Origin of the sequence: Halorussus salinus (assembly GCF_004765815.2) — an archaeon.
Lineage (GTDB): Archaea > Halobacteriota > Halobacteria > Halobacteriales > Haladaptataceae > Halorussus > Halorussus salinus.
The window spans coordinates 677,210-688,985 of record NZ_SBIS02000007.1; the positions used below are offsets into that span (position 1 = coordinate 677,210).

At 64.2% G+C, this 11,776-nt stretch carries 9 protein-coding genes; 6 read left to right on the plus strand and 3 right to left on the minus strand.

The features are described 5' to 3' along the window. Positions 1-297 precede the first annotated feature (297 nt). Positions 298-1,923, plus strand: a complete 1,626-nt coding sequence (locus EPL00_RS16990) for a DNA-directed DNA polymerase II small subunit (RefSeq protein ID WP_135853256.1) — start codon at positions 298-300, stop codon at positions 1,921-1,923. A gap of 102 nt (positions 1,924-2,025) precedes the next feature. Here EPL00_RS16990 and EPL00_RS16995 read toward each other — a convergent pair whose 3' ends face one another. Continuing rightward, complete coding sequence (locus EPL00_RS16995) at positions 2,026-2,517, minus strand: hypothetical protein (protein WP_135853255.1); 492 nt, start codon at positions 2,515-2,517, stop codon at positions 2,026-2,028. A gap of 147 nt (positions 2,518-2,664) precedes the next feature. On the opposite strand from EPL00_RS16995, the gene EPL00_RS17000 reads away from it, so the two are divergent. The 4 genes from EPL00_RS17000 to pheT all read left to right on the plus strand — a co-directional run bounded on the left by EPL00_RS17000 (position 2,665) and on the right by pheT (position 8,646). Further along, positions 2,665-3,762, plus strand: a complete 1,098-nt coding sequence (locus EPL00_RS17000; protein ID WP_135853254.1) for an RAD55 family ATPase — start codon at positions 2,665-2,667, stop codon at positions 3,760-3,762. A gap of 120 nt (positions 3,763-3,882) precedes the next feature. Then, complete coding sequence (locus EPL00_RS17005) at positions 3,883-5,067, plus strand: aspartate kinase (protein WP_135853253.1); 1,185 nt, start codon at positions 3,883-3,885, stop codon at positions 5,065-5,067. 328 nt (positions 5,068-5,395) lie between these two features. Beyond that, positions 5,396-6,919: a phenylalanine--tRNA ligase subunit alpha gene (pheS, locus tag EPL00_RS17010; protein ID WP_135853252.1), complete on the plus strand. Its 1,524-nt coding sequence runs from the start codon at positions 5,396-5,398 to the stop codon at positions 6,917-6,919. Further along, complete coding sequence (gene pheT / locus EPL00_RS17015; protein ID WP_135853251.1) at positions 6,919-8,646, plus strand: phenylalanine--tRNA ligase subunit beta; 1,728 nt, start codon at positions 6,919-6,921, stop codon at positions 8,644-8,646. The genes pheS and pheT overlap by 1 nt, the downstream gene beginning before the upstream one ends. A gap of 321 nt (positions 8,647-8,967) precedes the next feature. On the opposite strand, the gene EPL00_RS17020 is transcribed toward pheT, so the two are convergent. Both EPL00_RS17020 and EPL00_RS17025 read right to left on the minus strand, forming a co-directional pair. After that, on the minus strand, positions 8,968-10,023 hold the full coding sequence (locus tag EPL00_RS17020) for a quinone-dependent dihydroorotate dehydrogenase (RefSeq protein WP_135853250.1): 1,056 nt from the start codon (positions 10,021-10,023) through the stop codon (positions 8,968-8,970). A gap of 45 nt (positions 10,024-10,068) precedes the next feature. After that, positions 10,069-10,266, minus strand: coding sequence for a hypothetical protein (locus EPL00_RS17025; RefSeq protein ID WP_115798291.1), 198 nt, complete (start codon positions 10,264-10,266; stop codon positions 10,069-10,071). A gap of 242 nt (positions 10,267-10,508) precedes the next feature. Here EPL00_RS17025 and EPL00_RS17030 point away from each other — a divergent pair, with 242 nt between their 5' ends. Continuing rightward, entirely contained in the window at positions 10,509-10,817 is a 309-nt protein-coding gene (locus tag EPL00_RS17030) for a non-histone chromosomal MC1 family protein (protein WP_135853832.1), read from the plus strand. The last annotated feature ends 959 nt before the right edge of the window (positions 10,818-11,776 follow it).

The window sequence follows — 11,776 nt, forward strand, 5'->3', positions numbered from 1 at the left end:
CGTTCCGAGGTTGTCAATTTTCCGGGTCGGGCCGCGGCACGACCGCGTCGGGACGGCGACGGTCTCGAACTCCTCTACCAGTGTATCGGAAGACAAAACCATTCGGTACCGCGGTGATAGATAGCTCCTCGATTCGTCTCCAATCGAAACGACTCCCTCGGGGCGGACGACTGGCCGCGTCCGAGGCGACGAGCCATCGAACCCATGACACTCATTGTCGCACCGTGCCATGTCGCCCGTTGCCGCACCGTGGCACGCTCCGCTATCCTTTTGACGAACCCCTTCATTCGAGTGAACGTGCCGCTGGAGACGCCCGCTCGTATCGTCAGCGAACTCACCAGTCGCGGGTACAACGCCGACCGCGAGGCCGTGACGCTCCTCGCGGGGGCCGACGACCCGAACGCCGCGCTCGCCGCGGCCGTCGAGCGCGCTCCCGACGACGCGCTGAAACTCTCGGCGGACCACGTCGAGACGGTCCTCGCGGAGTTCGAACGGGCCGACACCTCTGTTTCGGATGGAAACGAAACTGCGAATAATACTGCGGAGGAGTCGAGCCCTCCACGAGAAACAAAGGGGGTCGGCGGAAACGGAAACACCGGCGACGCGACGGACGGTGACCGAATCACGGAAGCGAACGACGACGCTGGCGAGAGCGTCACCGAGGTCTCGCGGCCCGACGAGTCGGTCCGGGACCCCGACTTCGACGCGCGGTCGCTGGAAATCGACGGCGACGTGACCGGCGAGAGTACCGGGACCGGCGAGTACGACGACTTCGTGTCGGTGTTCCGCGACCGGTTCAAGCGCCTCAGCAAGCAGTTGCGCTCGCGGATCAACGCGCGGCCGACCACCGCGGTCCAGAAGATGCCCGGCGGCGGCGAGACCGCCATCGTCGGGATGGTCAGCGACATCCGTTCGACCGCGAGCGGCCACTGGCTCGTCGAGTTGGAGGATACGAGCGGGACCTACCCGTGTCTCGTGATGAAAGACCGCGAGTTCGCCGACGCGGTGGACGAACTCCTCCACGACGAAGTCATCGCGGTCGAGGGCACCCTCTCGGACGACAACGACGACGGCGACGGGATTCTCTTCGTGGACGACCTCTACTTCCCGGACGTGCCCCGGACGTATCAGCCCTCGACCGCAGACCGCCACGTACAGGCCGCGCTCATCAGCGACGTTCACGTCGGGAGCCAAGAGTTCATGGCCGACGCGTGGTCGCGCTTCGCCGACTGGCTCCACACCGAGGAGGCCGAACACGTCGAGTACCTGCTGGTCGCGGGCGACATGGTGGAGGGCGTCGGCGTCTACCCGAATCAGGACGACGAGCTAGACATCGTGGACATCTACGACCAGTACGAGCAGTTCTCGGAGTACCTGAAGGAGGTGCCCGGCGACCTCGAAATCCTGATGATTCCGGGTAACCACGACGCGGTTCGACTCGCCGAACCGCAACCGGGCTTCGACGAGGAGCTACGCGACATCATGTCGGTTCACGACGCCCAAATTTCGGGCAACCCCTCGACGGTCACGGTGGAGGGCGTGGACATCCTGATGTACCACGGCGTCTCGCTGGACGAGGTCATCGCCGAACTCCCCGACGACAAGGCCAGCTACGACGACCCCCACAAGGCGATGTACCAACTGCTCAAGAAGCGCCACGTCGCGCCCCAGTTCGGCGGGCAGACTCGTCTCGCGCCCGAGGAGAAAGATTACCTCGTGATGGACTCGGTGCCGGACGTGTTCCACACCGGCCACGTCCACAAGCTCGGGTGGGGCAAGTACCACAACGTCCTCGCGGTCAACTCCGGCTGTTGGCAGGAACAGACCGCCTTCCAGAAGTCGGTGAACATCGACCCGGACGCCGGATTCGCGCCCATCCTCGATCTGGACACGCTGGACATGACCGTCCGGCAGTTCAGCTAAGTGTGTCTCCTCGACTCCCCGCTTTTTGGACGCATCCTGTTCGCTGTTCCACCTGAAACAGGGGGGTTCGGGAATCCAAAACGCCGAACTCGAAACGCCGGTTCAGCGCGGCGTCGAGTCGGCGCGTCCCGACGGTTCGAGTCGGTATTCGAGCGTCTGGCCGCCCTCGAACCGCGGACCGGTCCCGGCCCGCCGGAACCCCGCGGCTTCGACTACCTCCTTGGTCTCGGTCTCGCCCTCGGGGACTAGCGCCTCAACGGCCATCCCCTCTTTCCGGGCGAACCGAACCGGCTCTTCGAGGAGTCGCTCGCGGGCCTCGGGCGTCCCCCGGAGGTAGGTCACGCGGACGGTGCCGGGCATCGCGTCGAAGCCGACGAACCCGACGACCTCCTCGTCCGAGTCGTCGTTCCCGTCGGCCGAGTCGTCACTCGGTTCGTCGCCGCCGTCGCCGTTCGAGGGTCGTTCGTCGTTCGAGCGCCGTTCGGCCACTCGGACGGTTCGGTCGTGGACCACGTTGCGCATCACCTCGGCGGGGGCGTCGGCGAGTTCGCCGAGAACCTCCCCGTCCTCCTCGACTGCATCTCGCACGCGCATTGTTCACGTATCCGTCGTCCACGAAGTTAAATCCCTTTGGAACCCTCGATTATTTTCGGGGTCGCCGGACACCGACGACTGTACGCTTCCCCGGAGGTCGCTCACGGACGCGCAGGTCTTTTTCGCTCTCGGCACCTACCTGTGTGCATGGATACCACGGACGACGCCGACCTCTGCGATTTCTGTCGGCTTCCCTGTCCGACCGACCCGGTCGTGATGGAGTGCGATTCGACAGTCTACGAGTTTTGCACCGGGGCGTGCCGGGACGCGATGGCCGAGAGCGACCGCGTGTTCACGGAGTATCACGGCTTCCGGCGCATCCGGACCGACGTGTCGGGCCTCGACAAGTTCCTCCCGCAGGGGTTCCCCCGGAACTCGTTCGTTCTGATGGCCAACGACGAGGGCGCGCGCGACGACGCGCTCCGGGCCGAACTCGTCTGGCGGGCCTTGGAGCGCGACGAACCCGCCGCGGTCGTCACGTTCACCGAACCGCCCATCTCGGTGGTCGAGAGCTTCCTCTCGCTCGACTGGAACGTCCTACCGTATCTCGAATCCGGCCAACTCCACATCGTCGATTGTTTCACGTACCGGATGGACGACCGGGACCGTGAGCGCATGTTCGAGCGCATGGACGAGTGGAACCGCCACATCTACGACATCACCAAGTCGGTGACGCAGACGGTCCGGGACCCCAGTGACGTGAGCGAACTGCACAACAAGATAGACAACTGTCTGGAAGCCCTGTCGATGAGCGACTGCGGCGTCGTCGCCGTCGATTCGCTGACCGAGTTCGGCACCCTCGTCCAACCGGTGCAGGCGTACACCTTCGTCAAGGACCTCCGGGCCGACATCTGCAAGGGCCGGTTCGTCCCCATCTTCGCTGGCGCGACGTTCACCGCCGAGGAGGGAAACTTCCCCCACGACCTCGGGTACGCCGTGGACGGCATCGTGGACATGCAGGTCAACGGGGACATCGTGGAGGACACCCTCATCAAACGCATCCGCATTCGGAAGATGAACGGCGTGCTGGCGATTCCCGAGTGGGTCGCCTACGAGTTCACCGCCGGGAAAGGACTGGTCACCTTCGACCCGCTCGCCGAGATGCGCGAGACCTACGAGGGCGGCGAGCGCGACGACGGCGACCCGCGGGAGTCCGACGGCGCTCAGACGACTAGCGACCCGCGAGAGGGCGAGTACGGAACCGAGAAGATGGGGCTCGGAGAACGCGCCGAGACCAACCAGTGACTCGACAGAACGCCCGGTGGCAAGCTTCTCAGACATGAAAGCAGTTATCTGGGTGCCAGAGTTAGCTTCCTCCATGCATCAGTCTCGCACGCGGGGGCCTACTGATTCGCGGGTGATAGTATGCGAGTAGTGGCGAAGTTCGGCGGCACGAGTCTCGGCAGCGGCGACCGCATCAATCGCGCGGCCGACTCGGTGGCCGACGCCGTGGCACAGGGCCACGAAATCGCGGTCGTCGCCAGCGCGATGGGGAACACGACCGACGAACTGCTGGACGAAATCGAGTTCGAGACCGACGAGTCCGACCGCGCCGAAATCGTCAGCATGGGCGAGCGGACCAGCGTCCGGATGTTGAAGGCCGCCCTCGCGGCCCGCGGGGTCGAAGCCGTCTTCGTGGAACCCGGAAGCGAACGCTGGCCGGTATTCACGGACGAGAACGGCGAACTCGACACCGAGCGGACGAAGGAGGCCGCAGAGAAACTCGCGGCGGAACTGGACGGCGTCGTCCCGGTCATCACCGGTTTCCTCGCGGAGGACCCGGCGGGTAACGTCACCACGCTCGGCCGCGGCGGGTCGGACACGACCGCCGTGATGCTCGGCAACTACATGACCGCCGACGAGGTGGTCATCGTGACCGACGTGGAGGGCGTCATGACCGGCGACCCCCACGTCGTGGAGGGCGCGCGGAACGTCGGGGAAATCTCGGTGGACGAACTCCGGAACCTCTCGTTCCGCGGGGCCGAGGTCGTCGCACCCAGCGCGCTCTCGTACAAAGACGAGAGCCTGAACGTCCGCGTCGTCCACTACCAGCACGGCGACCTGCTGGCTGGCGGCACCGACATCATCGGCGAGTTCGAGAGCCTCATCGACATGCGCGAGGAGCCGCTGGCCTGCCTCACGGTCGCGGGCCGGGCCATCCGGAACCGGCCGGGAATCCTACAAGACCTCTCGACCGCGCTCGGCGACAGCGACATCAACGTGGACGCGGTGGCCAGCGGGATGGACTCGGTGACGTTCTACGTAGACGAGACGGTCGCCGAGCGCGCGGAAAACATCCTTCACCGCGAGGTCATCGACGAGGAGTCTCTGTCCAGCGTCACGGTGGACGACGACGTGGCGGTCGTCCGCGTGATGGGCGGCGAACTCCCCAACCAACCGGGCGTCATCCGGAACCTCGTCAACCCCATCGCGGACGCCCACATCAACATCCACGACCTCATCACCAGCGCGACCAGCGTCGCCGTGTTCGTGGACTGGTCGGACCGCGAGGAGACCCTGAACATCATCCAAGACGAGTTCAGTAACTGACCGTCCGCCCGGAGGCGAGGAGTCGCCCCGGAACGTTTTTTACCGATTGCGAACAACTTCCGCGCATGCCACTCGAATCCCGAGTCGGTGGGAGCGTTCGCGAGCCACGCCACCAGCCTGCGGGGTTCGGCTTCTTCTTCGCGTCCTGACCGAGCGGCGGACTTCCCGACCGGACGACGAGTCCGGCGGGGACGAAACCGCTCGTGCGCGGTCCTCGGCCAGCGACGCGACCGCGCTTCAGAAACGATAAGCGGGCGCACGGACACGTATCGACAACGAGCGACTTCGGACCGACGACGAACGACCCGAAACGACGAGCGAACCTACGATGAAACTCCCCGAATCACAGGTCGCGGTGTTACGAGCCGCGAGCGCGAACGACGCACAGACCATCGACCAACTGGCAGACGAGACCGGACGCAAGCCCGAGACGGTCACGGGCGCGGCCTTCGAATTGGAGGACGCGGGCCTCGTGAGGGTCGAGGAATCGACCGACGAGACCGTGACGCTCACCGACGAGGCGCGCGAGTACCTCGAAGACGGCCTCCCCGAGGTTCGTCTCTACGAGGCCGCGCTCGACGCCGAGGCCGACGACGACCCCGCCCAGATGGGCCGGGTCATCGGCCAGTCCGGGTTGGAGGGGCCACAGGTGGACATCGCCCTCTCGAACTACGCCCGGAAGGGGTACGGAACCATCGAGAGCGGCGAGATTACCGCCGACCCCGACGCCGACCCCGAGAGCGACGCCGAGGCCGACGCATTGGCCGCGCTCGATGCTGGCGACTTCGACGCGGGCGACTCGGCGGCGGACGACGGCGTGCTGGAGCAGTTAGAGCGTCGAGGACTCGTCGAAATCGCGGAGTCCACGGTGCGCTCGGTGACGCTGACCGACGAGGGCGTGACCGCGATGATGGAGGGCGTCGAGACGGCCGAGACGGTCGGCCAGTTGACGCCCGAGATGCTGACCTCCGGCGAGTGGCAGGAGGTCGAGTTCGCCGAGTACAACGTCGAGGCCGACGCCGAGGAGGTCACGGGCGGGAAGACCCACATCCTGCGCCAGACCGCCAACCGCGTGAAGGACACGCTGGTCGGGATGGGCTTCGAGGAGATGGAGGGTCCCCACGCCGACGCGGAGTTCTGGATCAACGACTGCCTGTTCATGCCCCAAGACCACCCCGCGCGGACCCACTGGGACCAGTTCGCGCTGGAGAACCCGCGCGAAATCGGCGAGTTGCCCGAGGATTTGGTGGCGCGCGTAGAGGACGCCCACCGGAACGGGGTCGGCGAGGACGGCGACGGCTATCACTCGCCGTGGACCGAGGAGGTCGCGCGGGGAATCGACCTGCGCGGCCACACCACGTCGCTGTCGATGCGGTACCTCTCGGGCCACGAAGTCGGCGAGTTGGAACCGCCACAGCGGTTCTTCAGCGTCGAGAAGGTGTACCGCAACGACACGCTCGACCCGACCCACCTGCTGGAGTTCTACCAAATAGAGGGTTGGGTGATGGCCGAGGACCTGTCGGTACGGGACCTGATGGGCACCTTCGAGGAGTTCTACGCGCAGTTCGGCATCACGGACATCGAGTTCAAGCCCCACTACAACCCCTACACGGAGCCGAGCTTCGAGCTGTTCGGGACCCACCCGACGACGGGCGAGATGGTCGAAATCGGGAACTCGGGCATGTTCCGCGAGGAGGTCCTCTCTCCGCTCGGCGTCGAGTGCGACGTGATGGCGTGGGGCCTCGCGCTGGAACGCCTGCTGATGCTGATGTACGGCTTCGAGGACATCCGCGACGTTCACGGGACGCTGTGTGACCTCGAACTGCTCCGCGAGACGGAGGTGCTACACTGATGCCAGTCGTAGACGTGAACCCCGACGAACTCCGGGACTTGACCGGCCACGACGAGAAAAGCGACGACGAACTGATAGACGACATGTTCGCCCTCGGTCTCGAATTCGAGGGCCGGACAGAGGAGGGCGACCTCCAACTCGAATTCGCGCCCGACCGACTCGACCGCCTCTCGGTCGAGGGCGTCGCGCGCTCGCTCCGGTACCAGTACGGCGACGACCGCGGCATCTACGTCCCCGGCACCAACGACGCCGACTGGACCATCGAGGTCGACGAGTCGGTACCCGACGAGCGCCCCTACGTCACCGGCGCGGTGATTCGGGACGTTGATTTGGGCGAAGATGCCCTCGACTCGCTCATCCAGTTGCAGGAGAAACTCCACGCGACGATGGGCCGCAAGCGCGCGAAGGGCGCTATCGGCATCCACGACCTGACGATGCTGAAGGGACAGGCCGCCACCGCGGAGGGCCAAACCGAAGTGGGCAATTCCATCGTCTACCGGGGCATCGACCCCGACGGCGACCGGTTCGTCCCGCTCGACTCGGACGCCGAGATGACGCCCGACGAGGTGTTGCGCTCGCACCCGACCGGCGAGACGTACGCCGACCTCGTGGCCGAGTACGAGCGGTACCCCGCCATCTACGACGACATCGGCCTGTTCTCGTTCCCGCCGGTCATCAACGGCCGCCGGACCGAGGTCTCGACCGACTCGCGGGACCTGTTCGTGGAACTGACGGGCACCGACCAGTGGACCATCGACCACATGTGCAACATCATCTGCTACGCGCTCGACGCCCGCGGCGCGAAAGTCGAGGAGGTCGCGGTCAGCTATCCCGACCGGGACCTCCTGCGCCCCGACTTCGAGGTCCGGGAGAAGACGGTGACTCACGAGCGCATCGAGAGCCTCCTCGGCATCGACCTGAGCGCCGAGAACGTCGTGGACTTGCTAGAGCGGTCCGGACTCGACGCGACGACCGAGGAGGTCGGCGACGACGAGTTGGCCTACGAGGTCGAAGTCCCGCCCTACCGCGTGGACGTGCTTCACCCCTTGGACATCGTAGACGACGTGGGTCGGGCCTACGGCTTCAACGACCTCGAACCGCGCTACCCGGACGTGGGGACGGTCGGGGGTCGCCACGACCGGTCGAAGCTCGAAGACGCCGCCCGCGAGGTGCTGGTCGGCCTCGGCTTCGAAGACCTCCTCAACTTCCACATGATTAGCGAGGAGGAGAACTTCGACCGGATGCGCATAGCTCCGGACGATTCCGCCCTCGGGGCCGCGGAACCGGCGACCATCCTCGAACCCTACAGCGAGGACTACACCATGCTCCGGACGTGGGCGCTCCCCTCGATGCTGATGGTGTTGGAGAACAACACCCATCGGGGCTACCCGCAGGACCTCGCCGAAATCGGTCTCGCGGCGGAGGTGGACGAAAACGAGAACACCGGCGTCGCCGAACACCGGACCGTCGCTGGCGTCCTCGCGCGCCACGACGCCTCCTACGAGGACGCGAAGGCGCGGTTGCAGGCCATCGCGCGCAACTTCGACGCGAGCCTCGAAACTCCGGCGACCGACCACCCGACGTTCATCGACGGCCGCGCGGCCGCGGTCGTGCTGGACGGCGAGGCGGTCGGCGTCGTCGGCGAACTCCACCCCGAGGTGCTGGTCGAACACGACCTCGAACTGCCCGTGGCGGCGTTCGAGTTCCGACTCGACGCGCTGGAGTAGGTTCTTTTTCGCGTCGCCGTTTTCGTCGTCTTCGATTCTCGGTCTCTCGACTGGCTACTACCGACTTCGCCACATCGGCTGTCTGCTACCGACTCCGCGGTATCCGTGGTGTTCGGCGTGTCGAGTCCCGTCGTCCACCACGCTGGCAACTATTGCTTGAGCAAATCATACCGCCAACCGCCCAGTGACCGCACCTCGTCCTCCCCAACCTCCTCGCTCGCGTCGCTCGCTCGTCCCTCGCACGAGTCACTCCTCGCTCCGCTCGTCGTTCCTGTGCGCCGACGTAGGAAAATCGGTTATCAGTCCGGGAGGTTTCGTTCGTCAGTCCAAGTCCGCGCCCACGGCGTCTTCCACCGAGTCGAAGCCGTCGCGTTCCAGCAAGTCGAGCAGACCCTCGTTGATGTCGCGGGCGATGGACGGGCCGCGGTAGACCAACCCCGTGTAGAGTTGCACTACGTGCGCGCCCGCGCGTATCTTCTCGTACGCGTCTTCCGCGGTGAACACGCCGCCGACGCCGACGACCGGTACGTCTACCCGCTCGGCGACGAACCGGACCATCTCGGTCGCGCGCGCCTCGATGGGCTTGCCCGATAGGCCGCCCTCCTCGGCGCGGTTGTGGCTCTGTAAGGTGTCGGGCCGGTCGGTCGTCGTGTTCGTGGCGATGACGCCGTCGAGACCGAGTTCGTTTACGAGGTCCAGCGCGTCCTCGACGGCGGGGTCGGGGAGGTCGGGCGAGAGTTTGACGAGGAGTGGACTCGCACCCGCGTCGAGCAGTTCGGTGAGGATAGCCTCCATCGAGTCGCGGTTCTGGAGGTCCCGGAATCCCTCGGAGTTGGGACAGGAGACGTTGACGACGAAGAAATCGCCACCCTCAGCCACGCGCTCGTAGGTGTAGCGGTAGTCCGCGGGCGCGTCGTCGATGGCGACGTGTTCGGTCTTGGCGAGGTTGACGCCGACGGGAACGTCTACGTCTGCGGCCGCGAGTCGTTCGCCGACTGCGTCCGCGCCCTCGTTGTTCAACCCCATGCGATTGACGATGCCTTCGTCCTCGCGCAAGCGGAACATCCGCGGCCGGGCGTTGCCCGACTGGGGGTCGGCGGTGACGCCGCCGACCTCGACGGCCCCGAATCCGAGACCCGCGAGCGTCACCGGGACTTCGGCGTTCTTGTCGAACCCGGCGGCGACCCCGACGGGGTTGGGAAACGTCTGGCCGAACTCCTCGACTCGGAGGCGGTCGTCGTTGACGACGTATCGGTCTCGAAGCGCGTCAGTGACCGGCGTGTTCTGAACGGCGCGCATCCCAGCGTGGACCACGCTGTGGGCCGTCTCTGGGGGGAGACCGAACAGAAGTGGTTTGACCAACTGGTAGGCATTCATCGTACGTTTACCCAGACTCCGGTGGCAAAAGCCTCTCGTTCCAACTTAGAATTCGTGTTCGACCTCGTCTTTGTCGGCCTTCTGGATGATGATTTTGTCTTCCCTGACGCGCACGAACACCTCGTCGCCGATGTCCATGCCAGCGACGGCGAGTTCGTCCTCGTGTAGATTGATGTGGACGTTGTGATACTCGCCGTCCTCGCCTTTCGCGCCACTCGGGCTGAGCTTCTTTTTCCGTACCATCGCGGTATCGTACGCGTAAGTTCGCCCCAGATTATACTTAAGTGTTTTCTACCGGCCGACCTCGGACACTTACTCCGAGAGACGCTTTCGACTAACTTACACTCTCGCATTCGACGCACGTAGACGTACCGGAAAGCGCCTGACGGCAGTAACGCAATATATAAGCCTTACGATGAAAATGGCTCATATCGGCGATATATTTATAGTGGGTCCTGTGCTGGGTTGTCATGGAGGAGAAAACCATGGTACGTGAAGACGGTAAACGGAATTTCGCGCTTCGAGAAACGGGCGGTGACGAGAGTAGTGTCTTCTCAGGAAACACTCCGCGACAGGCAGCCCTGAAGGCCGCCCGTCGTCTCGACCCGGCGTCGTCCGAAGACGCTGCCGACCGCACAGAGATCCGACTTCGAGAGAAAGGTACTGACAAAGTCCACATCTACGAAGGCTGGGCGTGGCACGAGTCGGCCCCCGACGACAAACCCGACTGGATGCCAAACGAGATTACCGAAGCCAACGTCTCGAAGCAGGGCATCGAACACCTCGATGAGTAACGCGGTCGGGAACAATTTTCCACCTGTTTTCTCGCCTTTCGAGTAACGACGCTTTCCTCGTCTGGAGACGCTCGAAATCAGCCGGATTTTGACTGAGACATATAGCTGTTCCGCGTGCGTGGGAAGCACCTACCGGGACGACGTGTACGACACGGAGGACGACTGGCGGTTCTCCTCTCGTGCTACGCTCCTCTGAGTAAGTCGAGATTCTTGTTAGCCTCGATAGATCGCCTCACTTGGCCATATTGGCACGTCATCTCACAGCGAAGTCGTCACGGTTCGACGGTCTTAAGTGTAACCCGGCCATTCGTTGGAATGCGAACGAGGTCCGGTGGTTTGGGCCTCCGGGAATCGGCGAAAAACGACGCCTTTTTACGGCGTCTACGCCGATTCTCGCAATCGACACCAATCCGTAGCCCTTAACTGTACTGGGGGACTTGGACTGAGTAGGCGCGGCGTCCTGCGATTACCGACGCTCGCGAGACACTCAATCCGACGCCCTTAAGTGTAAGAGGGTACTCGGATTGGATGTGACGAGCCTTCGGGGGTCTTCCCACCGAAGGACGCACACGGTTCGACGCCCTTAAATGATACGGGCACATTGAACCGTAATGCAGCGAAAGACACGACGTGATTTGCGAAACGTTCGATTCGTTTCGTAGTCTCGGACTGGGCGAGGTTCGATGGGTTTAAGACCAATCGAACTCAACGTTCAGGTCCGAAGGAAATGAGGATTCCACCCCTGCGGTCCGCCGTATACGATGGAATCTGATGTTAGCCCTGGCAGTTCGGTGACACCCGACCAACGGTTAGGTTTGGAGTCGTCGAACTGACGGACCATTAGAAGATAGACACGATACATGTGTCTCCGCCAGAAACCCACCGAGCCACTACGCGCTCGGCAACCATTCCGGTTGATCCTGCCGGAGGCCATTGCTATCGGAGTCCGATTTAGCCAT